Genomic DNA, 21,085 nt, shown 5'->3' with positions numbered 1-21,085 from the left:
GTGCAGTCGCAAGAGCTGTAAACGATCTCATGTCAGCCACGCTGAATACTTGAATGGCGGCCGCATGACCCTCGGCAAGATCACTTAGGCAAAGAGGAGGTGATGGCCATCGATATCAACAAACGCCTCAGCCAATTGCGCGCGCGCCGCGATGGCACCGACCGCATGGCAATGGATGCGTCTGTTCGGGATGAAATCCTGACCAAAGCACTCTACCCAGGTCTAGAACCTTGGGAGAAGCGCGGAAGTGCCAACCAGCCTCACACCCGCTACGCCATCGGCGCAATGCAACCCGTTAGCGACACCTATACGCGCGTCAGTCACGAAACTGCAAACCGAGTCGCGAACCAGTTGAATGATCGGCTCGCCAAGGCTGGGATATCAGTCGAGTTCAGGCTTCAAGGTTCTGTTCCATTGGATGTCCACATTCGACGCGTTAGCGATGTCGACCTGCTCGCCATCGACACGAGTATCCTCGCCTACATGACATACGGCATCAAGGCACAGAGTGGCGGCTACGTCCCCACCGCCAGGACGTCCGCTGGCGTGCTAAGTCAGCTTCGCGACCAGATTGAAGTCGATCTCGAGGCCGCCTTTCCTGCGGCTGACCTAGACACGACTGGCTCAAAGGCAGTCAAGATTTCCGGTGGGTCGCTGCTGCGCTCCGTCGATGTTGTTCCTGCACACTGGCTCGACAGCGTGGAGTACCAGTCCAGCGGACGCGAAATCGATCGCGGCGTCAAGATCTATAACAAGGGTACAGGCCGGACCATCGAGAACTTTCCGTTTCTCCACATCGCACGAATCAAAGCGCGCTGCGACTTGGTCGGCGGGGGGCTGCGTAAGGCGATTCGTCTCTGCAAAAACGTGAAGGCTGATGCCGACCGAGACATCACGTTGCCAAGCTTCGACATCGCCGCAACGACGTACCACACCAATACTACTGCGCTCCAACTCGGCCAATATTTTGATCTGGCTGTTCTGGCGGAGACTCAGCGCTTCCTCGATATCTTAGCGTGCAACTTCGAGTTTGCGAAGACACTAACAGTTCCAGACGGTAGCCGAACCATCTTTGATTCCGAAGAAGAACTCATCGGATTGCTGAACCTATCCATTGAAATGGATGAGCTATTTCGCAACGTCTATGAGGAAAACGCACCGGAGTGGCCAGCCAACATCAAGTCGCACAGCGAGATGCGCGACACCATCCAAGTCTTGGATATCTAGGCGGCAATTGAAGTCATCAACGAAAAGCGCGGACACGACCAACACCAATTAGCCAAGAAAAGGGGATTCTAAGATGGTCGAGAGACAAGGCGAAGCCGGGTCACCGCTCTTACTGCGCGTGCTAACCCTGGATGGCGGTGGAGCGAAGGGCTTCTACACCTTGGGAGTGCTCAAGGAAATCGAGGCCATGGTCGGGTGTCCCCTGCATCAAAAGTTCGATCTGGTTTTCGGCACGAGCACGGGTGCCATCATAGCGTCGCTGATTGCACTGGGCCACGGCGTTGACGCCATCCTTGAGCTGTACCGTCAGCACGTGCCCGTCGTGATGTCGCACAAGACGGCTCCCACTAGGTCGGCGGCGTTGAAGAAGCTCGCGAGCGAGGTCTTCGGTGATGCGAACTTCAACGATGTGAAGACCGGAATCGGCATCATCACCGCCAAGTGGCTAACTGAGCGTCCGATGATCTTCAAGGGCAGTGTCGCGCAGGCGCACGGCCGGGTCGGCACCTTCGTACCCGGCTTCGGCGTGAGCATCGCCGATGCTGTCAAGGCGTCGTGCTCAGCCTATCCTTTCTTCGAACGCACGGTCGTCCGAACCGCCATGGGCGAGGACATCGAGCTAATCGACGGCGGCTACTGCGCAAACAACCCGACGCTGTACGCGATCGCAGATGCTGTCCGGGCACTCAAGCACGAGCACAAGGACATCCGGCTGGTAAGCGTCGGCGTAGGCGTCTACCCGGACCCGAAGCCCAGCTTGCTAATGTGGCTGGCAAAAAAGTACCTCATCAGTGTCCAGCTGCTGCAAAAGACCCTAGAGATCAACACGCAATCGATGGACCAGTTGCGCCAGATTCTGTTCCACGACGTGCCGACCATCCGGATTAGCGACTCCTACGTTACGCCCGAGATGGCAACCGATCTGCTGGAGCACGACCTCAAGAAGCTTGGCATTCTGTTCCAACGGGGTCGGGAGTCGTTTGCCTCACGGGAAAGTCAGCTTCGAGAGTATTTGATGTAGCCAAGGGGGATAGATGCCAATACCAGAATCGCAGCTCGAAACGTGGTCCCATCAAGGATCGATCACGCAATCGAGCAACACCTACAACACGATCAAGAACGTCTTGGAAGCCGGCACCACTCCGTACGCCAGCAAGGGTTTCAAGGTGTTCCTTCAAGGCTCGTACGGCAACGGCACGAACATCCTCTCCGAAAGTGACGTGGACATCATCATTCGGCTCGATGATTGCTTTATGAGCGGTCTGTCCGATTTGACCGAAGAGGAGAAGGCCGCGCACAAGTCAGCGTTTCGTGATGCCACCTACACGCACGTCGACTTCAAGCGGGATGTTCTGTCGGTGCTCACGCAGCAGTACGGAAAGGCGGTCAAAGCCGGCGACAAGGCCATTGCCATCGATGCCAGTGGCTCGCGCCGAAAGGCCGACGTGATCGTGGCAATCCAGTTTCGCCGCTACTTCAAGTTCCTCTCAGCGAACAACGCCGAATACGCCGAGGGGATCTGCTTCTGGAACGGCAAAGGTGAACGGATCGCGAACTATCCGAAGCAGCATTCGGCGAACCTGACGACGAAGCATCAAAACACTTCGAAGTGGTTCAAGCCAATGGCCCGTGTGTTCAAGAACATGCGAAGCCGAATGGTCGACGACGGACTGCTCAAGGCCGGCATCGCACCTTCGTACTACATCGAAGGTCTGCTGTACAACGTGCCGAACGAGAAGCTCGCGTCCAGCTATCAAGACTGCGTGGTCAACATTCTGAACTGGTACAGGGGAGACGCATCGAAGACCGATCTCGTGTGCGCCAACGAGCAATATTACTTGCTGCGCGACGGGTATCACACGTGCTGGACGCAGGAAAACTGTGATGCCTTCGTCGAGGCAGCAATCGAGCTCTGGAACGAGTGGTAAACCACTTTTAAGGAGCCTTCGGCATCCGAAAGGAATGAATGGCTGGATCGGGCTGCCCGAATTCGAATTCAAGTGCGTCGTCGTCGGCATCGCCACCCGGGATAACCGTTACCTTCGAAATCATCCGCCCGTGCTGAAGATACCTGAGAAAGTGATCCTGCCAGTCTGCCGGTGGAAGGGGCGCATTAGGAGAGCTTCCGAGAGGCGGAAGCCCATTGGACGGGATTCCAGCGAGAGTTTCGAGTATCTGCCTTGAAGAAATTCTCATCGTGTTTCCTGATATCGAATAACCGCCATGAGGCCCCATCAAAAAACCTTCCCTTTCGCACGAATTTACGGCGCTTGGTGCGTTGAGGCATGGCTTCGGCATGTTGGCAAGGAAGGTATCTAGGTGGGCCCGCAGCGCGATCTCGTTCCGCTCGGACATGACAACGCGCTCCCCTGCTCTCCTGGGATAGAAAGCTGGAGCGAGAGAAACCAAATTTTTTTGGATGCCGTGGTACGTCTCGACCACAGGGAGCAACAGAACAGCATCGACCGTCGAGGTTCGACGCAGAAAATCCTCTACGATGGCCCTCGTGCTGAAGTGGACACCCGTTGGTGATTCCGCCTTGAGCGTCGCACAGTCACCATCGCAGATTATGACGAGGCGAATGCTGTCGGAAGGAGACGCACGAAGTTGATCAGCCTTGTCCTTGAGGGCTGACCAAAGCGGGTTTCTGTCGATGGAATATGACACGTCGTAGCTCGGATGGCCCATGCTGAAGAACATCTGCTCTGGGTTGTAAGCTACAGTCAGGATGACATCCTGCTGCTCGATGTTTATCGAAGCGCTTTTCCCTGGGGCATTCTTTACGCTTTCGAGGAACGGGGTGATCTTTGTGCGGACGAATTCGGCGATGCTGCCTTTCGCGGGAAGGCTGAGCGTCATCTTCGCATCCCGATACGGACCGACGACCTCACCTTGGACCTGGATGCGAAGCTTTGCTGGATCGACGCGCTTCTTGCGCGCAACGCGAACGATCTCGCTGGACAAGCTTTGGATTGGGTTATGGTTATCCAATCCGCGATCGGAGACGCATCTGATGTCGCCGATGACGTCGATCGTCTGCCCTTCCACGAAAAGGGAAAATGCAAAATCTGGCTGCTGACCATCCAGCAATGGCTGCTCATGCCGTATCGGAGACACTCGGGAAAGGGCATCAAGCACCACGACCTCCCAAAGCTTAATGAGTCGGTTGCGGCCAGGGCGGTTGAGTGCGTCAACAAACTGGAGAAGGTCGTTTCGCGATACGACTTCCCCGAGGCGAAATATACATTGCTGGACGTACCTCCGCGAAAAGAGCATATTGTTCACGTTCTTAGATCCGTACGTGTACCTACTTGCCCAAGTAGACATAAATCGAATCGAGCGCAACCGCGAGGATCACCGCCGCAAGCGGCAAGCGGAACTGCGGCGCGAGTTGCGCGACTGAGTGCATGAAGCCGGTATGCAAGCGCGCCGGCGACACGAGAAAGGCCACGTACCAGACTGTCAGATTTAGGCAAAACGCAAACGCGAACATCAGACCCGCCGCCATGATGAACACGAAGGTGAGCTGCGAGGCGGAAAGGCAGATCCATTCGCCAAGCAGAAGCCCGAACATCAACGCGCCAAGCGAGTAGGTATTCTGCAGCACCTGATATGCGGCAACCGCGAGCCATCTCTGCCGAGGAGCCGCGATCAGCAAGCCGACAAGCATCACCCCGAGCATCGCGAAGACATTCCAGATATGCGGCCCAATGCCTTCCTGGATTGCCGTTTGCAGATACTTGACTGACCGGTGGCTGCCGAGCCAATCGGTCACAATGACCCCTGCTATCGCAGGCAGCGCCCAAGCCGCAGGGACAACGACGGCTTGCCACAGCATACGTCCGGGCCAAAAGTCCGAGCGCCTGAATGCACGCGTGTGATACTGCAGCCAGCTCCGGGTTCGATTCAGTAGCGCCCGCAAAACGGGCATGGTGGTCGTGTTTTCCATCGGGTAGGTGGGTCGAAGGAACGATGGCGCGCGCAACGGATTCACCAAAGCATAACCTCAATTCAATTACCGCGAACACGACCTCGCCCTACCGGCTCGACGGCAAAAACCGATCGCCGTTCGCCTGAACTGGGCGCCCAAAACCGGCGAAAGCCTATCCTGCCATACTCAATTTTCATGTTGTTTTTGGTGCCGAGTGTGACTTCGATCTGCACGATGTACATATCGTGTACAACAGCAATGCACTTCCGCGTAACGGTCGCGCGTTGCGTGTTCAAGGTTAGGCGTACACCGCCGGGGACATGCAAACGCCGGAATTTACGGGAATTCTCTGGCTTTCCGCGGACGCAAATCTCCCGCAATGCCTTATCTGGTGGGGCTTTTCAGGATTTCAGGGAGTTTCTGCGGAAAACCAGATGGCGCGCCCGGCTGGGATCGAACCAGCAACCCCTGCCTTCGGAGGGCCGGAAAGTGAGTCCAGCTGCATCCATTGAAGTTCAAGAAATTACTTCAAGCCGCTGATTTTTATATAAAAATCGTCCATTGATGTCCGGAGCCATCCAGTCTAAAATTTCCGTACCGTTTCCGTACGAAAATCATGGCTACTTCCATCGTCAGCAAAACCGCACGCGACAAGCTGCTCCCACGCCGGGAACCCTACTTTGCCCGGGTTCAATCCGGTCTCTACGTCGGGTTCCGTAAACTCGCCGAGGGCGACGGGACCTGGATTGCTCGCAGACGCAACGAGGCCGGCAAGCAAGAATACAAAGCGCTTGGCACGCTCCCGAGCTTCGACGATGCGGCGAGGGCCACCCTCGAATGGTCGAAGGCTGCGGACGCCGGGGTGTCCACCAAGACCACGACCGTCAAGGATGCCAGTGAGCACTACGTCAAGCATCTGGGGCTGCACAAAGGTGCAGCCAGCAAATCGGACGCCGAGGGCCGCTTCAAACGGCTGGTCTACGACAACAAGATCGGCCGCATCGATCTGGCAAAGCTACGAACCTCGCATGTGAAGGACTGGCTCGCCGAGCAGATTACTGAAATCGAAGAATCCGCCGAGGACGAAGACGACCTCCGACGCGCCAAGGACTCGGCGAATCGCAACCTCGCGTCTTTGAAAGCCGCCCTGAATCTTGCGCTACACGACCGCCTCGTAGCGACCGACGCAGGCTGGAAAACGGTCACGAAATTCAAAGATGTCGGGCGCCGCAGGCAATCGTTTCTTCCGGCGGATCAGCGAAGCGCACTGATTGAGGCCTGCCCCGACGACATCCGGCAACTAGTCAAAGCGATGCTGTTCACCGCAGCTCGCCCCGGAGAACTTGCACGCGCCTGCGTCAAACATTTTGACCCCAGGCAAGGCACGCTCGTCCTTGACGGGAAAACCGGGCATCGCATCGTTTCGCTGTCGTCGGCAGCAATGCGTTTTCTGGAGGAGCAAACCGGGAGCAAAATCGCCAATGCCCCCATCTTCTCAACAGAATACGGGCAACCTTGGAACAAGGACTCGTGGAAGAAGCCATTCAAAGACGCGGTCAAGGCAGCTCAACTCCCCGCCTCTGTCGTAATGTATTCGCTTCGCCACACGGCAATCAGCGAAATGATCGCAAACGGAATGGACAGCTTCGAGGTCGCCAAAATGGCCGGCACATCAACCGAGATGATCGACAAGCATTACGGCCATCTCCGGCATGACCGGATGCGAGCAAAACTTGATGCGATCGCCATTCTGGCGTGAGCCTATTTCGTTGACTCGATGAATTCACCCAGTTTATCGAGATCATGCGACCAGAACAGCGAGAGTCCCCGCGTCTGCGCCTGCTCAAGATTCCGAACCTTGAACACTCCCGCGAGAGCCGCCGCCGGAACAACCTGGGCCGTCCCAAACTGCTTGATCCAATATTCCGCCTTTGCTGCCGCATCGTTGTTTACGCGCTTCACGCTGTTGGTCGCGCTATTTGACACCTTGCACTCAATCGCTAGGAGCCTCGTGTCGTGCAAACGCACGACTACATCCGCCTTACGATCGCCAAGCTGGCACTCCGCGCAAAACTGCATGGCCTGCGGCCCCTTGACGATGGTGCTAATAGGCACGGTCGAGACTTCGGCAAAGCCAAGGCTGCGAAGGTAGTCTTTCACCTTGCCTTCTTGGTTGTCCTTGCCTTCATTGCGACGCTCGGTCGCAATGCGTTGTGCCGCCAAGAGAACGGAGGAGGCAAGCAAGGCGGCTTCGCGCTGCGATTCTGTCGGCGAAATACCCGCCTTAACCCACGGGAAGCGATGCGGATCAATGACTCGTTCGATAACCCCAAACACCTCACGTAATGCTTCAGGGTTCTTCGTTAGCACGCCCGGAGCGATCGAATCGACGTCGGCAATTACCTGTAAATCATCGTCCGAGATTGGCGGCCCGGCCAGATAGCGCAGCGCTTCGCCAAGTCCCGCACTGTAGGCATCGGCCAAATTCGCATCGGTAATCGCACTCGGATTGAGATCATTCAGTTTCGAGAAAAGCTGCTCAAACTTGCCTCGCGCCTGCTTGTAATGGATATCCCAAGAGTCAGAGACCGCCAATCGTTCCGCGCGAAACTGCGCGGAAGCCTTCGTTGCATCGTCGGTAAGTTCCTCGGTTGTCCATCGCGGTAGTGAGCTAGTCATGCAAGAAGAATTTCTAGGGTTGGGATGCGCAAGCGCTCAATTTCCTTCGGCTCGAACTTAGTCAAACCTCCGGCATACGTTCTGCCGCTCCCCGTGTTGATGTTTTTGTTAAGCCACGTTACCAACCGAGCCGTCACGTCGGCAGCCAGTGGCTCTCGCGGATACAGGCCGTGTGCGATATTGATGTGTCGCGCGTTGCATACGTTAAGCGTGAATTGAGGCGGGCGGCGAGCCATGTAAGTGCAAAGGATCGGAGCCGGAGCTTTGAGCCCCACCGACCACCAAGCTTTACGGTGCTGCGCGATATAACTCTGATCTGCGCCATGAAGTTTGGCCCACGAAAGGAAGGCGTTGATACGGCGACGCTCCTCCTTGGTGAAGTCGTCCAATTCGGCAGGAAGATCTATCACGCGCCGCAAAACCTCCGCAGACTGCAACTGCGCACCGGCCTGAATCAAATCTTTGGCCTTGGTAACGGACGGTAGCTTGACGCGCTCGGGCAAATCCCTGGCATGCTCGCCAGCAATCCAGATGTCGTTTGCGCCCGTGACCTGGCCTCGATGCACGCGGAACAATTCGCCAAGCTCAATATCGCCGCCCGCGGCAGGCACCGATGGACGAACGATGATCGACCATCGCGGAGCCGCTTGGAGCTGCTCGCGCGAAATCTCGATTCCCTTGGTCAACCCGTTAAGCTGCTTCAGTTCTCCAACGTCCCGAACACGTACCGGCTTGTTAGCCTCACCAACACGGAAGCACGTAATCGCAGCGGTCGTGGCCGTACCGGGAAATGCCTCAACGGTTGGCTCTAGTACATGAAGAGCAATACCGCCCAGTTCATTGAGCAATAGCCGACGCAGCGCTGAGCCATAGTTCACATCCATCCACTCGGCGGAGGTAATGAACGCCCCCACATCACCCGCTTTCGCGAGCAGCCGCGTTTGCAGGAAAAAGTGCAGGTGCAAACCCGCGAGCGCGCTAGCCTTGATGCCAAACCCCGCAAAATGCGAGGCATACCAAGCCTTCCAGTCTTCGCCGATGTCATGATGCCGCACGTAAGGCGGGTTGCCGATGAACGCTGTTACGCCCGCTCTACGAGCAAGCTTGATCTCGCGATAGTCCTTCACCAGCACAGTTGCCCTGTCAGCCCACCCGCGCACACTCAGATTGGCTCGCAGCATCAATGCCGCCAAGGGGTCCATCTCGACGGCAACAAGTTCAGCGTCGGGGAAAGCTTCGCCTGCTGCGAGAATGAAGCGCCCCGATCCCGCACCTGGATCGACGATACGAACCGGCGTGGATTGAGTCGTCAACCATGCCATCATTGATCGGACGATCGGTGCAGGCGTATAGACGGCACCTACTGCCCTCCGCTTGACCGCGGAGCGGATATACGTAAAGGCATCACCCAAGGGATCGTTCCCGGCCAGGATATCATCGCGCAAGGCATCCACGAACACGGGATCAATGACTTGCCGGGAGCGTTGCTTCTTGAGTGCCCGTTCGCCAGCAGAAAGCGTAACCGACGACCCAACAAGCGCCGCAGCGACGGCAATCAGATCGTTTTCTGTCTGGATGCTATTCATGACCGGGCAGAACGCTTACGGTCATCCCACAGCTCGGCAAAAAGCGTTTTCAGCGTAATGCCCCGCTTGGTCGCTTCCATCTTGACCTCCTGAGCGAGCGCCGGAGTCATGCGGATGCCGACAATCTGCGTTCCCGTATCATTTTTAGCGTTTTTGCGAACGGCCTTCGGCTCGGTCATAGCTTGCCCCATTTTGTCGACTTGTCGACAAGTATAGCCGATACGGTTATGTTCGTCGTCGCCATACTAGGCAACGGATGTGCGAATGCTCGAAGGGCACCTCGATCCTGACTACGCCCCGGCCCGTATTCGACAACGGCACGAGGATGAGCCATAGACGACATACAGTTCAGTTCAGACGGACTGTTGTTCATCTCAGCCCCGGTTACCGCGCGCGACTACGCCCGCAGTCCTTTGGTGCCGTCAGCACAATCGACGAAAGCCGGGAGTACCACCGCCGTTTCAGCGCCGGCGTCCAGATGCAGGATTATTTTCTCGAGCGCCACCAGAAACAGTCTTCTCGAAAGTAGCAATGAGAGACGGTACCAGACGCTCACTCGCGCCGGCCACGATACAGAAACACAGTAAAAGCGCCAGCTTGTTCCCAGGAAACGTCGTCCCGCCAAGTATTAAACCGGCCTTGATCGCTAGCGCGACAACCAACGCACCAATTACGCCAGCCCCAATCCGCGACAAGCCCTCAAGTCGATGAAGCCGCCGACCCGCATTGGCGTCGAGAATCAACCGGTCACTACGGGCCGTTGCAAAGAGCAATGCCCCGAAGCTACCGCAACTGCCCCCCAGAATGACTTCGAATGCTTCCGTACCAATCCCTGCCCTAATCCAGTCCCGCAATAGCCAAGCGGCTGCAAAGAGTATCGCGAATCCGAATGTCACGTAGTACGACGCCTGAAAGTACCAGTGCCAGGAAACTTCCTTGTTCCGGGTCTTCAGCTCTGCCCCAACCTCTTTAAGTACAGCAGTCGCGTCTTCCTTCCGGCCACCTTCCAGACAGCGCACAAGCCCCTCGCCGATACGTCTGCGAATATCGCGAAGCATCGGCTCCCCCGTGAGAAACCGGGATTGCGCTTCTAGGCTGGCTACCATGTTCAGCACTTCACCGCAGTAGTCGGTCCTCTCGTGATCGTCCGTGGTATGCCACTGAACCGCCATATCTTCGTCAACATAAACGATGAACAGCTCCGTGCAGAGCACGATCTCAAGAATGGTCTTACCCAGTTCCGGGTCCACGTCGCCGGCCTTCAGGCGGTAGTGCGGTGGCAGGGCGCGACGCGCCCCGTCTTCCGGTATTTCGGGGACGGCCGTAAGTACAGGGGTAGTTGAATCGACCACTTCCCGGACTCACTGGATCGAAAGGATCAACTGATGCTCCGGAAGTGCCTTAGGCAGGACAGCCTGGGGCGTCTGCCTGTTTCCGTCCCTAGCTGCTCGCGCGATCGTATTCGCCTTCGCCTGACTATGCGCTTCTTCGATCGTTTTCCATCGAGCGTTACCAACCGCCTTGGCCGAGGCAAGCAGGTTGCTCAGGTAAAGCGCCCCCTCCGGATAATCATAGGAAGACTCGCCGACCGAGCACGAATAAAGCTTTGCGTGTTGAGGTGCCGCTTGCATAATTCGCGCCTCATACCGCTGTCGGGTGGTATCGACGGAATCGAAAACCGCAGTAAGTGCCTCCATTGCCTTGCGTAGCTCGCGGGAAGACTCGACACGGCAGCAATCGAAGATACTCAACTGCCTGGCCGCCATGCCGTTCAGATCAGACTCGAGCAACGTCTCCCGGCGATCATTCAGATTCAGATGCGTTTGACCATAGTGGCTGCCGTGTCCCGTGAACAGGAAGAGGCTGTAATCGGTGCGCTCAGCGCGAATCCTGTTTATGGCTCGATCCACATCCACTTTCGAGGGATTCATGAAGGTTGTGATTTCCGAATCGTGCCACTGACCTCCTCGGGAGCTTTTCAGAAAACTGCGCATCTGCTCAACGTCAACGGCCACGCCTTCCAGACCACCCGTGTTACCGATCAACAACGCATTTCGCTTCACCGTTCCTCCTGTGGCCCCTGCCGGGATAAAGCCCTCATTATGGAGCAAGCCATCCCAACCAGGTAAGAAATACTTAACAGATAGGGCGGCGTCCAGTTAGCCGCAGATTGTTTCGGACATATATCACCGACTTGAGCATCCACCCGGAATGCCTGGGCGACCTGCTTGCCCTGAATCCTCACGAGGCTGATATGACCCATTCCCTTTCCTGTCCCCGTTGCGACTCGCAGCGCATCACAACTCGCGATACCGCCCGCAAGGCCGGCGGAGCCATCGGCACAGTTGCCGGGGCAACCGGTAGTGCCGCCGCCGCACTCGGCGGAGCCGAAACCGGTGCCGCGCTCGGCCTCATTGCTGGTCCTGTTGGCTCGATCGTCGGTGGACTGGCAGGAGCACTTCTCGGAGCACTAGTCGGTGGAGCGGCTGGTTGTGCCACTGGTTCTGCTGTTGGCGAACAGATCGACGCGCATGTACTCGACAACTATGCTTGCCTGGAGTGCGGCCATACCTTTAGCAAATCGCGCGCGTCCTGACGCACAACGCCCTTTTTGCGTTTTCTCCATCACGCTCAATGCCTACAGCCCTTCGGGGCTGTAGGCATTTTTGCTTTCTGTTTCCCGTTATCTATCAGGAGATTTTCAAATGCACCTCGTTTCCAGCATCGCCTACAGCGGCGAAACTCCGTGGCATCGCCTCGGCAATCCGCTCGCACCGAAGCAACCAATCGAAGTCTGGGCCAAACAGGCCGACATGGACTGGACGATCGAATCCGCCGACGTGCGCTACGTTTCTGGCAGCGCCGGTACGAACCTCGGTTCGATCCATGCGTTCCCCGAACAAAAGGTGCTGTACCGGTCGGACACGAAAGCACCTCTGTCTGTCGTGTCGGCACGCTATCAGGTCGTGCAACCACGATCCATTCTTGAGTTCTACCGCGATCTCGTCGAAGTCGGCGGGTACGAACTGGAAACCGCTGGCGTCCTCAAAGACGGCAAGAAGCTCTGGGCGTTAGCCCGTACCGGCCAGTCGGCGGCGCTCAAGGGCAAGGACACCGTGAACGGCTATCTGCTGCTGGCAACAGCATGCGATGGCACGCTGGCGACCACCGCACAGTTCACTTCCGTCCGCGTGGTCTGCAACAACACGCTCTCGATTGCACTCGGCGACAGCTCGGGCGCGATCAAAGTGCCGCACCGCTCGCAATTCGACGCGCAGGCCGTGAAGCGCCAGCTCGGCATCGCGATTTCGAGTTGGGATGGATTTATGGTCCGCATGAAAGCCCTGTCCGAATGCAAGGTCAACGATACCGCAGCCGAAACCTTCTTCCGTCGCGTGCTGACCTATCCGGTCGGCTCGGGCCAGCTCGTGCCGGCCACCAACGACTCCGCGATCAAGACCGTGCAGGCGCTCTATACCGGCAAAGGCATGGGCGCGACGCTCGCCTCGGCATCCGGCACCGCATGGGGTCTGGTGAATGCAATTACGGAATTTGCTGATCATCACCGCCGCGCGCGCAGTGACGATAACCGCCGTGACTCGGCTTGGTTCGGTGCAGGCGCTACCCTCAAGCAGAAAGCCTGGGACGAAGCTCTCCGATTGGTGGCATGACACGGAGGTCTCCATGAACGAAACCGGAATGCTTCCTCATGAGGACGACGCCATCGCTCATCTGCGCTCACGCGGATATGCCATCGTCGTGTGGACGCCGGACGAACTACGCGGCGCGCGAGCCAGCGTGGTCGAGGACATCGGCATCGAGCGCATGTCTGATGCGATCAACGCTCTCGCCACGGAACCGCTGAACGAAGAACAGGACTAGCCATGTCCGACTTTCATCCACTTACCGCATACGGCCCGGCCGGGATCTTACCCGCCGGGCCTTTCTTCTTTCTGGAGGTTGCAAATGGCTTTGCCTGAATCAGTCGGGCGCAGCCGGCATCGGCCTGCACTACGACTTGTCGAAACGAAATCCCTCTCGCGCGAGGACTGGCTTGAGGTGAGAAAAAACGGGATTGGCGGCTCCGATGCAGCCGCTGCCGTGGGACTCAACCCGTACAAATCGCAACTTGAACTCTGGATGGAAAAGACCAATCGAGACGCGAACCTACCGAAGCCCGATCCCGACGATACGACTTCTCCGACCTACTTCGGCACATTGCTCGAACCCATCGTTGCCGCGTCCTATACGAAACAAACGGGCCGTCGTGTCAGGCGGGTCAATGCCGTACTCCGTCATTCAACGATCCCGTGGATGCTCGCCAACCTCGACCGCGAGGTAGTCGGTGTGCCAGAAGTACAGCTCCTGGAGTGCAAGACCGCCGGTGAATTTGGTGCGCGGCTCTGGCGTGACGGCGTGCCCGAATACGTGCAGTTACAGGTTCAGCATCAGCTTGCGGTGTCGGGCAAGCAAGCTGCCGATGTGGCCGTGCTGTTATGCGGCCAGAAGCTCGACGTACATCGCATCGAGCGCGACGACGCGTTGATCGCGCGCCTGGTCGAACTTGAAGCGGCGTTCTGGCAGTACGTCGAAACCGATACACCACCGCCTGCCGATGGCTCGGAATCGGCGGATCGCGCGCTGCGCTGCCTGTATCCGGGTGCAGGCGGCACGGTCGATTTCACCGACGACCGGACGCTGTCGGCCACGTTTGCCGATCTGGTCGCCGTTCGAGCCGAAATCGAAACCCGCCAGGCCATCGAGACCCGGCTGAAACAAACCATCCAGCAAGCCATGCGGGAGGCTGACCGAGCACAGTTCGAGACGGGGTCGGTGTCGTTCAAATGCAGCAAGGACGGCACGGGCGTTGATCTCAAACAACTGCTGGCCGACCGCCCCGAGCTTGCCTCCCGGTACGCCATCACAAAACCCGGGTCGCGCCGGTTTCTCGTGTCCACCTGACCCGCTTTTCCATTCCCTCTACTTATCTACAGGAGCATGCTTATGTTGAAAGGACTGGCACTTACACCACCCGTGTGTGGGCGCATCAGTATCGGCCGCATGGTCGAGCGTAATGGCAAGCGCCTCCCCGAGAAGGACGATGCGTTTACGATCACAACTCAAGTGCAGCAGAAAGGGGAATGGCTGCTGCATCCGCTTAACGAGGAACTGCGCAAGGCCACCACCGGCAAGCTGCGCGCGATTCCCGTGCGTTTCCTGTTCAACGATCCCGATCTGAACCTGCGTGCCGAATACTCGTGCTTCGACCGCGACACGGGGCGGCCGGTTTGCGTCGGCAATGGCGAGACGTGCCGCCGTGCGACCGATGCCGGTATCGAGGAACTGCCGTGCCCGTCACCTGACGGCTGCGCATTCGGCCAGGGCGGAGCGTGCAAGCCGTATGGGCGGCTCAATGTACGGATTGGCGACGAGGACGAACTCGGCGCGTTCATCTTTCGTACCACCTCGTACAACTCGATCCGCACGCTCGCCGCGCGACTCCATTACTTTTCGGCAGCGTCTGGCCTTCTGCTGGCCTGCCTGCCGCTGGAATTGAAACTACGCGGCAAATCCACCACGCAAAGCTACCGGTCGGCGATCTACTACGTCGATCTCGGCGTGCGCACGGGCAGCACGCTCGAAGCGGCGATTACCGAAGCACGCGAGCTGGATGCACGACGCCGCGCAGTGGGTTTCGATCAGGCTGCACTCGATGTTGCCGCCCGCACCGGGTTTGCCAACGGTGCATTCGAGGAGGGTATCGAGGACAGCGGCGCCGTCGCGGACGAGTTTTATCCGGCCGGGTCGGGTGAAGGCGACAGTCACCATGACGATCACGACGCGCCCCGTGTGATTGCTGCTTCGTCCAGCCTCAAAGACCGGCTGGATCAGCGTGCCGCACTGCTCGGCGGGAAGGCCGCATGATCCGTCGGGTCGCACTCGCTCTGGCGGTCGCAGCGACCAGTACGGCCATCTGCATGTCGGTACTGGCCGGCTGGCAGCGCGGCGGATGGCTGTCGGAACGGCTCGTCTGGGTCGCGTTGGGCGTCGTGCTGGTGGCTGGCGCGCATCTGCTTCCCGCGCTATGCCGATCGGCACCGCTCGCCGTGCGTTGTGTCGGGATGCTGCTGTGGCTCGGCTGCATGGCGGCAGCATCGTGCGGACATGCGACATTCTTCCTGCTGTCGCAGTCACATGCGGGCGACGTCCGGATATCGGCATTGAGAAACGCCAATATTCCAGCTCACCGTAGCCTCACGGCCGTCATGGCTGATCGTGCATCGGTCACGGCGCAACTAGCCCAGGCCAATGCGCGTCGTTGTACCGGTGACTGCCCGGTACTGCGCGGGCGTCGTGCCGGACTGACCGCACGACTGGATGCGCTGGATGCCGAGGCCAGTGACATCCGGCGGGATCAGTCTAACGAGGATCGCGCCGAAACCCGTCACGATGCGGCCCGCGCCGATCCAGTCACGGCACGCCTCGCGGCGATCTTCGGCATGGCGGGCACGGAACTCGACCTGCTCGCCGGGTTGGCCTTCGCAGCGGTACTCGAAGGCACGGCCTGCCTGCTCTGGTGGCTCGCCTTACTGCCACGTGCTACTCCCATGACTGCCGTTGGTCACAAGCCTGTCGATCCGGTCGCATTGGAACCACTGGAGCCGGCGATTACTGTCACGCCCGTTGACCCGCCTGAATCATCGCCCTCGGCTCCCCCAGCGCCGGAACCCGAAACCGACCTCATGAAGCTCGTCCGCGACATTCAGGCGGGCATCGTGAAACCGACCGTTTCCGGCATCCGACGTCATCTGCACTGCTCGCAGGCCAGAGCCGCCGCACTGCGACGCCAACTCGGGCCGTAACGCGGCTAGTCCGCGCGGCATTCCACATTCTTTTCACGACCACGTTATCCGGCCCTGCCGGAGACCGGTGCTCGTCCTTTTTCTGGAGATGTTGAGCATGAACGAATCCACACGGCTCAAACCGCTTTTTCATCCGGGACGTCTGCTTGTCACGCCGGACGCACTTGCAGCACTGCGCGCGAACAGCATTCCCGTCATCAGCGTCATGCTGCGGCACATCGCCGGTGACTGGGGCTGCGTATCCGATGACGACAAACGCGAAAACGACCTGTCGATCGGGACCGGTCTGCGCCTGATCTCACTCTATCCGTTACCGGACGGCGCCCGCATTCTCGTCGTCACCGAATGGAATCGCTCGCAGACCACCATCGAACGGGTGAAAGAAGCCGTACCGGGCGGCATTTCCCGGCCGCAATCGGCCGCTCGTCGCAGCTATCCGGCGTGGCCCGCCGTGACCTATGGAACGAAGATCGCGGCATGAACAGATCCGCACACCATCGCGCCCGCTTCCCGATGGGTAAGACGGCCATCACGCCGGCCGCCCAAGTCAAGCTGGAACAGGCCGGACTGTCTCCCGTTATCCTGCTGGACTGGCATCGGCACGGCGACTGGGGAGAGCTTGAGGCCGAAGACATCGCCGGAAATGAACTGGCGCTGCTGACTGGCCGCCGCCTGCTGTCGAGTTACGCGATACCCGGCGGCGGCACGGTCTGGGTCATCACCGAGGCCGACCGCTCTGTCACAACGATCCTGCTGCCGGAGGATTACTGATGTCTGCGCTGATCCAGAAGCTGCACCCGGCGCTGTATCCGGGCGCGCGGCTGACGCTGGACGATACCCGTCGACCGCTTTTCAGCCGGCAGGGCGACTGGGATGCTGGGAGCGCCCTGCACTGCGCGGCAATGGCACTGGCCATGCTCGGCAGACTACCCGACCCGGTGAATGTGCGTGGTTACGCGAGCGGCCCCGTCCCGCATTTCTGGGATCGAGCCTGGCCGCATTACCTGCACGGCCTGACGCCTTCGGAACTGGCTGCTTTCGTCTGGGAACTCGATGCGGGCGTGCAGCCTGTTCCGCTCGAAGGCTCCGCCGATGAACTTGCGCGCCTCTGCGTACTGGAACTGGCGGCGGGATGGCCGGTGCTCGTCTGGATCGTCAACTGTCGAACCGACGAGAGGCATGCCGCGCTGGTCGTGGGAATCGAGGAGCACGATGCCATTCCGACCACGCTCCTGCTGCTCGATCCAGCCGGAGCCGCACCGGTACTGGCCGCGTGCAATGCGCGACTGGAATTCGGCGGGGCGAACGCCTCATACATCACGGCCGAAGCAACCGTGAAAGCGGGTGTGGACGGCGCGGTGTCGATCCGGTTGCTGGACGCCGAGGCTACCGGAGCCGACTGCGTTTGATCTCGGGCGGCGTCGCCGCATTGGCCCGGCGCTCTCCGGTCGGTGCGAGCGACACGCCGTCCAGCGGATCGAACAGGCCAGCCAGCGTGATGTTCAGCGCATGGCAGATGTTCGCCAGCGTCTCGACTGAGGGATTGGCGATGCCGCGCTCGATGGCCGAAATGTACGTCCGGTCAACGTGCGCCTCGAAGGCCAGCGTCTCCTGCGACTTGTCCACTTCGTGCCGGCGCTGCTTGATGCGCTTACCCAACGCCACCGTGATTGGTGCTGGCGTGCGGGTAGCAGGTTCAGGGCGTCGGGAAGTCATGCCAGGCAGGATGCCCGCCTGACGACTGATCCACGACGCTATAAATTCTTCAATTGATGTCGTGTTTACACTTCAACAATTCGTTTTTCTGCCGTTATAGGGAAGTAAGGCAGGCACGACTACATGCCAGTCGTGTGTCCGTTGTTGAAGAGTAAACACGACATAACGAGACCCGCCGTACCGGGCCGCCGATGTCCCGAAATCCATCCACCACCTCAACCAGAAAGGAAAACCCGTAGTGAAGAAAGCCGAATTCAACATGGGAATCACCAGTCTCGCGCTTGGCGCATCGCTGTGCGCGGCACTCGCCGCATGTGGAGGCGGTGGCGGCGACAATTCGTCGGCCAGCAATTCGGCCGGCAACACGCCGACCGTGACCACGAGCGGCACGGCCGCTATTGGCGCGCCGATCATCGGCGGATCGGTTTCGCTCAAGTGCGCGTCGGGCGCGACGGCCGCGGCCACGACGGGTTCGGACGGTAGCTGGTCTGTCTCGCTCAAGAGCACGGATTATCCGTGCGCCGTGCGCGTATCGGATGGACAGGCGAACGGGACGGCACTGGCCTCGCCGTTGCACTCGGTCGCCATCGCTTCGGGGACGACCAACATCACTCCGCTGACCGATCTCGAAGTCGGCGTGCTCGCCAAGGGCGATCCGGAAACGTGGTTCAACGGCGCGAAGAACGGCGACCTGTCCGGAGCGATCACGAGCGGCAATCTGGCTGATGCGCTGGCGAAGCTCACGACGGCGCTTTCGACTCTGCCGGGCAAACCGGCGCTCCCCGACAACTTTAATCCGCTCACGAGCGGTTTCACGGCCGAAAAGGGTGATGCGGGCGACAACCTGCTTGAGAGCTACGGCGCGGCGCTGACGGCGGCGGGGCTGTCGCAATCTGACGCGGCCGCGAAAACAGCCAGTGGCACGGCGCTGACGCAGGCCGCGTACGCCGCGACGGCCTATACAACTGGAGCCAGTTCCACGACCGATCCCGTCTCGATCCAGATGGGTTCGTCCGTGAATCTGGACGGCACCTTCGGTATTGCCATCGCCGATCCGAATCGCGGTCAATACACGGCCAAGGCCGAGATCGATGCGGACGGCAATGTGACTTCGTTCACGGATGCCGGGAAATTCACGGCAATCGTGTCCTTGCTCGGGAATCGGGTCGGCCAGGTCTGCACGGCCAATGGTGCGGGTGGTGTTGTCGCGGGCCAACCGGGACAGTACGCCTACGTGTCGAGCGACCTGACGGAAGTGATCGATCCAAACGAGCTGAACGGCCAGAAATTTTCCGAGTATGAAGACTGTATGCAGTCGGGAACGTCGGTGTTCTCCAATGGGGCAGTGACGTTCACGGACATGGATGGCAACCAGGACACGCCTATCAGCAATATCGCCCAGGCGTTCACGGCTGATGGCATCGCGGATACGAAAAACCATTCGGTCGAGCACGCGAAGGCGTACAAGTACACGGCCAACGGCGTCACGAAGTACGTCTACATCACCGTGAACAGCACGACCACGCCAAGCACGAACGACGATCCGCTCATGTTCGACGTCGATACCAAGTACATCACGATCGGCCTGTCGCAGTAAGCCTTCGGTTGGCCGCTCCGAAATTTCAGCGGGGCGCGGCGGCATCTTCCCGGCGCAGCGGCTGTCTGTTCGAGCCGGCTGCGCCTTTCTCTATCTGGCGGGCGCGGCCTAACAAGCCACGTCCGCCCCCTCATTTTTTCGATGAAAACGACATTCACTACTCTTGCGTCGGCGGCATGCCTGAGCGCGGCAATAACCGGCTGCGGCCATTCCGAAATCGATACGGTCAAGTCGGCAATCGTTCCGCAGGATTCGACCCATACCTACGAGACGACCCTCTCGAACCGGGCATCCTGCGAGAAGGATAGCTGGCGCACGTTCAAGGACGATACGAACCGCACGGTCGTGGAATACCGCTGCGATCTCAAGAACGGTGCCGCACTTCTTGCCGCGTTCCGGCAGCAGAAGATCGCCAATACGCAGCACGATTTCCAAGGCTATTCCAACGGCCTCGACCAGACCGCCGCGAATATCCAGAATCCCGAGCAACTGGAGAAGCAGCTCGCCGACGCCCAAAGCCAGCTCGCGCAGTTACAGGCCAATAGCGCGCCACCGGCAGATACGCCGGAAGCGCTGAAACAGGGCATCGTCAATCGCGATAGCGCGATGGAAGCGGCCCAATCGGCTGTCGAGCGAGCGCAACGGGAACTGGACGATGCGCGGAGCAACCAGAACGGCGTGCAGCAGGAGCGCGCCCGTTTCGAGGAGCAGGAGAAGGATGCGCTCGCGCAGATCGACAAGACATACCGCGGCGTGACTAACGCAAGCGAGGTATTCCAGTGGTACGTCCGGGATAACGATGTCGTGCCCGCATGGGTCGGTGTCGAACTGACGAAGCAGGACGGCAGCACCGTGCGCCAAGACAGAGGGTGGCAGCAGACCCTATGGGACTTGCTCAGTCACCGGGGCGACGATCACGTTCATGCAGTGCTCAATATCCCGGACAATATCGTCGCAGGCCAGCAGACCTCAGCATCCTGATTAGCTCTCGGTCAAGACAACCATGCCGTGCCAATACGGACGGCATCCAGTCCTTTCCACCGAGCTTACACACAGCGGATTGGAATGCGAAATTTCAGGGGAAACTCAAGGGGAGTTTATGCTGGTACGGACGCACAGGAGTCAGCTTGCGCGTACTCACGGCCACAATGGGTCTGCGGCTCGCCCTCAAATAGTCGAGCAACTGCGCTTTGTCATCGCCTGAAAGGGCGTCCTTGAAAGACCCTTTTTCGACATTAGCCAAATTCAACACATCCAAAAGGGCTTGAGGCGACATCCTGAGTTCGCCAGCAAAATTCTCTACGGTTGGTTTCATACATAAACTCCATTATTAGCAAATATTTAACTTCAAGCGCACGCCGGTAACTCATCACCGGAAATTCTTAAGCATCAAAAAATCTCAACCACCTATTTGCAGCCCCTCATAATTCATCAATTAACAAAGAGGACGCTGATTTGGCATAAGACGCTACTTCAAGACAATCCA

The 21,085-nt window shown here is 58.8% G+C and carries 24 protein-coding genes; 15 read left to right on the top strand and 9 right to left on the bottom strand.

Annotation, left to right across the window (positions count from 1 at the left end; translation table 11 throughout):
- The first annotated feature begins 102 nt into the window (after positions 1-102).
- The 3 genes from VGL01_RS04460 to VGL01_RS04450 all read left to right on the top strand — a co-directional run bounded on the left by VGL01_RS04460 (position 103) and on the right by VGL01_RS04450 (position 3,155).
- A complete protein-coding gene (locus VGL01_RS04460) occupies positions 103-1,227 on the top strand; it encodes a hypothetical protein (RefSeq protein ID WP_331567484.1) in 1,125 nt (374 codons plus the stop codon).
- Between the two features lie 73 nt (positions 1,228-1,300).
- Entirely contained in the window at positions 1,301-2,248 is a 948-nt protein-coding gene (locus tag VGL01_RS04455; protein WP_331567482.1) for a patatin-like phospholipase family protein, read from the top strand.
- A 13-nt stretch (positions 2,249-2,261) separates the two neighbouring features.
- Positions 2,262-3,155, top strand: coding sequence for a nucleotidyltransferase (locus VGL01_RS04450; RefSeq protein WP_331567480.1), 894 nt, complete (start codon positions 2,262-2,264; stop codon positions 3,153-3,155).
- 7 nt (positions 3,156-3,162) lie between these two features.
- Here VGL01_RS04450 and VGL01_RS04445 read toward each other — a convergent pair whose 3' ends face one another.
- Entirely contained in the window at positions 3,163-4,512 is a 1,350-nt protein-coding gene (locus VGL01_RS04445) for a hypothetical protein (RefSeq protein WP_331567478.1), read from the bottom strand.
- A 22-nt stretch (positions 4,513-4,534) separates the two neighbouring features.
- Positions 4,535-5,002, bottom strand: a complete 468-nt coding sequence (locus VGL01_RS04440; protein ID WP_331567476.1) for a hypothetical protein — start codon at positions 5,000-5,002, stop codon at positions 4,535-4,537.
- Between the two features lie 772 nt (positions 5,003-5,774).
- Here VGL01_RS04440 and VGL01_RS04435 point away from each other — a divergent pair.
- Positions 5,775-6,917, top strand: coding sequence for a tyrosine-type recombinase/integrase (locus VGL01_RS04435; protein WP_331567474.1), 1,143 nt, complete (start codon positions 5,775-5,777; stop codon positions 6,915-6,917).
- A gap of 2 nt (positions 6,918-6,919) precedes the next feature.
- Here VGL01_RS04435 and VGL01_RS04430 read toward each other — a convergent pair whose 3' ends face one another.
- The 5 genes from VGL01_RS04430 to VGL01_RS04410 form a co-directional block, all read right to left on the bottom strand.
- The gene (locus tag VGL01_RS04430; protein ID WP_331567472.1) at positions 6,920-7,837 is read right to left on the bottom strand and encodes a XamI family restriction endonuclease; all 918 of its coding nucleotides are present in this window, start codon (positions 7,835-7,837) and stop codon (positions 6,920-6,922) included.
- The gene (locus tag VGL01_RS04425; protein WP_331567470.1) at positions 7,834-9,423 is read right to left on the bottom strand and encodes an Eco57I restriction-modification methylase domain-containing protein; all 1,590 of its coding nucleotides are present in this window, start codon (positions 9,421-9,423) and stop codon (positions 7,834-7,836) included. Before VGL01_RS04425 ends, VGL01_RS04430 begins: the two co-directional genes overlap by 4 nt.
- On the bottom strand, positions 9,420-9,602 hold the full coding sequence (locus VGL01_RS04420) for a hypothetical protein (RefSeq protein ID WP_331567468.1): 183 nt from the start codon (positions 9,600-9,602) through the stop codon (positions 9,420-9,422). Before VGL01_RS04420 ends, VGL01_RS04425 begins: the two co-directional genes overlap by 4 nt.
- 282 nt (positions 9,603-9,884) lie before the next feature.
- Complete coding sequence (locus VGL01_RS04415; RefSeq protein WP_331567466.1) at positions 9,885-10,775, bottom strand: hypothetical protein; 891 nt, start codon at positions 10,773-10,775, stop codon at positions 9,885-9,887.
- Positions 10,776-10,784: 9 nt separating this feature from the next.
- Positions 10,785-11,486, bottom strand: coding sequence for a caspase family protein (locus VGL01_RS04410; RefSeq protein WP_331567464.1), 702 nt, complete (start codon positions 11,484-11,486; stop codon positions 10,785-10,787).
- Positions 11,487-11,677: 191 nt separating this feature from the next.
- Here VGL01_RS04410 and VGL01_RS04405 point away from each other — a divergent pair, with 191 nt between their 5' ends.
- From VGL01_RS04405 to VGL01_RS04365, 9 genes are all read left to right on the top strand, one after another.
- Positions 11,678-12,019, top strand: coding sequence for a hypothetical protein (locus tag VGL01_RS04405; RefSeq protein WP_331567462.1), 342 nt, complete (start codon positions 11,678-11,680; stop codon positions 12,017-12,019).
- 109 nt (positions 12,020-12,128) lie between these two features.
- Complete coding sequence (locus VGL01_RS04400; protein WP_331567460.1) at positions 12,129-13,094, top strand: DUF932 domain-containing protein; 966 nt, start codon at positions 12,129-12,131, stop codon at positions 13,092-13,094.
- A gap of 13 nt (positions 13,095-13,107) precedes the next feature.
- Positions 13,108-13,305, top strand: a complete 198-nt coding sequence (locus tag VGL01_RS04395; RefSeq protein ID WP_331567458.1) for a hypothetical protein — start codon at positions 13,108-13,110, stop codon at positions 13,303-13,305.
- An 84-nt stretch (positions 13,306-13,389) separates the two neighbouring features.
- Positions 13,390-14,385 carry a lambda-exonuclease family protein gene (locus VGL01_RS04390; protein WP_331567456.1) on the top strand — a complete coding sequence of 332 codons (996 nt, stop codon included), beginning with the start codon at positions 13,390-13,392 and terminating at the stop codon, positions 14,383-14,385.
- Between the two features lie 42 nt (positions 14,386-14,427).
- Positions 14,428-15,348, top strand: coding sequence for a phage capsid protein (locus VGL01_RS04385; RefSeq protein ID WP_331567454.1), 921 nt, complete (start codon positions 14,428-14,430; stop codon positions 15,346-15,348).
- Positions 15,345-16,286 carry a hypothetical protein gene (locus VGL01_RS04380; protein ID WP_331567452.1) on the top strand — a complete coding sequence of 314 codons (942 nt, stop codon included), beginning with the start codon at positions 15,345-15,347 and terminating at the stop codon, positions 16,284-16,286. Before VGL01_RS04385 ends, VGL01_RS04380 begins: the two co-directional genes overlap by 4 nt.
- 97 nt (positions 16,287-16,383) lie before the next feature.
- Positions 16,384-16,767: a hypothetical protein gene (locus VGL01_RS04375; protein WP_331567450.1), complete on the top strand. Its 384-nt coding sequence runs from the start codon at positions 16,384-16,386 to the stop codon at positions 16,765-16,767.
- Positions 16,764-17,057: a hypothetical protein gene (locus tag VGL01_RS04370; RefSeq protein WP_331567448.1), complete on the top strand. Its 294-nt coding sequence runs from the start codon at positions 16,764-16,766 to the stop codon at positions 17,055-17,057. Before VGL01_RS04375 ends, VGL01_RS04370 begins: the two co-directional genes overlap by 4 nt.
- Entirely contained in the window at positions 17,057-17,695 is a 639-nt protein-coding gene (locus tag VGL01_RS04365; protein WP_331567446.1) for a hypothetical protein, read from the top strand. Before VGL01_RS04370 ends, VGL01_RS04365 begins: the two co-directional genes overlap by 1 nt.
- Here the strand turns inward: VGL01_RS04365 and VGL01_RS04360 are convergent.
- A complete protein-coding gene (locus VGL01_RS04360; RefSeq protein ID WP_331567508.1) occupies positions 17,673-18,014 on the bottom strand; it encodes a helix-turn-helix transcriptional regulator in 342 nt (113 codons plus the stop codon). The genes VGL01_RS04365 and VGL01_RS04360 overlap by 23 nt on opposite strands.
- Before the next feature lie 226 nt (positions 18,015-18,240).
- Here VGL01_RS04360 and VGL01_RS04355 point away from each other — a divergent pair, with 226 nt between their 5' ends.
- Together VGL01_RS04355 and VGL01_RS04350 are read left to right on the top strand one after the other, a co-directional pair.
- Positions 18,241-19,599, top strand: a complete 1,359-nt coding sequence (locus VGL01_RS04355) for a hypothetical protein (RefSeq protein ID WP_331567444.1) — start codon at positions 18,241-18,243, stop codon at positions 19,597-19,599.
- Positions 19,600-19,740: 141 nt separating this feature from the next.
- Positions 19,741-20,580, top strand: coding sequence for a hypothetical protein (locus VGL01_RS04350; RefSeq protein WP_331567442.1), 840 nt, complete (start codon positions 19,741-19,743; stop codon positions 20,578-20,580).
- Between the two features lie 94 nt (positions 20,581-20,674).
- Here VGL01_RS04350 and VGL01_RS04345 read toward each other — a convergent pair whose 3' ends face one another.
- A complete protein-coding gene (locus VGL01_RS04345) occupies positions 20,675-20,914 on the bottom strand; it encodes a hypothetical protein (RefSeq protein ID WP_331567440.1) in 240 nt (79 codons plus the stop codon).
- Positions 20,915-21,085: the final 171 nt, after the last annotated feature.

Source organism: Trinickia sp. (genome assembly GCF_036503415.1).
GTDB lineage: Bacteria > Pseudomonadota > Gammaproteobacteria > Burkholderiales > Burkholderiaceae > Trinickia.
Note: the sequence above shows the minus strand (reverse complement) of the source record. Positions and strands in the feature narration are given on the sequence as shown.

Coding starts and splice junctions, on each gene's coding strand:
- VGL01_RS04460 (WP_331567484.1), top strand. CDS start 103: ATGGCCATCGATATCAACAAACGCCTCAGCCAATTGCGCGCGCGCCGC.
- VGL01_RS04455 (WP_331567482.1), top strand. CDS start 1,301: ATGGTCGAGAGACAAGGCGAAGCCGGGTCACCGCTCTTACTGCGCGTG.
- VGL01_RS04450 (WP_331567480.1), top strand. CDS start 2,262: ATGCCAATACCAGAATCGCAGCTCGAAACGTGGTCCCATCAAGGATCG.
- VGL01_RS04435 (WP_331567474.1), top strand. CDS start 5,775: ATGGCTACTTCCATCGTCAGCAAAACCGCACGCGACAAGCTGCTCCCA.
- VGL01_RS04430 (WP_331567472.1), bottom strand. CDS start 7,837: ATGACTAGCTCACTACCGCGATGGACAACCGAGGAACTTACCGACGAT.
- VGL01_RS04425 (WP_331567470.1), bottom strand. CDS start 9,423: ATGAATAGCATCCAGACAGAAAACGATCTGATTGCCGTCGCTGCGGCG.
- VGL01_RS04420 (WP_331567468.1), bottom strand. CDS start 9,602: ATGACCGAGCCGAAGGCCGTTCGCAAAAACGCTAAAAATGATACGGGA.
- VGL01_RS04405 (WP_331567462.1), top strand. CDS start 11,678: ATGACCCATTCCCTTTCCTGTCCCCGTTGCGACTCGCAGCGCATCACA.
- VGL01_RS04400 (WP_331567460.1), top strand. CDS start 12,129: ATGCACCTCGTTTCCAGCATCGCCTACAGCGGCGAAACTCCGTGGCAT.
- VGL01_RS04395 (WP_331567458.1), top strand. CDS start 13,108: ATGAACGAAACCGGAATGCTTCCTCATGAGGACGACGCCATCGCTCAT.
- VGL01_RS04390 (WP_331567456.1), top strand. CDS start 13,390: ATGGCTTTGCCTGAATCAGTCGGGCGCAGCCGGCATCGGCCTGCACTA.
- VGL01_RS04385 (WP_331567454.1), top strand. CDS start 14,428: ATGTTGAAAGGACTGGCACTTACACCACCCGTGTGTGGGCGCATCAGT.
- VGL01_RS04380 (WP_331567452.1), top strand. CDS start 15,345: ATGATCCGTCGGGTCGCACTCGCTCTGGCGGTCGCAGCGACCAGTACG.
- VGL01_RS04375 (WP_331567450.1), top strand. CDS start 16,384: ATGAACGAATCCACACGGCTCAAACCGCTTTTTCATCCGGGACGTCTG.
- VGL01_RS04370 (WP_331567448.1), top strand. CDS start 16,764: ATGAACAGATCCGCACACCATCGCGCCCGCTTCCCGATGGGTAAGACG.
- VGL01_RS04365 (WP_331567446.1), top strand. CDS start 17,057: ATGTCTGCGCTGATCCAGAAGCTGCACCCGGCGCTGTATCCGGGCGCG.
- VGL01_RS04350 (WP_331567442.1), top strand. CDS start 19,741: ATGAAAACGACATTCACTACTCTTGCGTCGGCGGCATGCCTGAGCGCG.
- VGL01_RS04345 (WP_331567440.1), bottom strand. CDS start 20,914: ATGAAACCAACCGTAGAGAATTTTGCTGGCGAACTCAGGATGTCGCCT.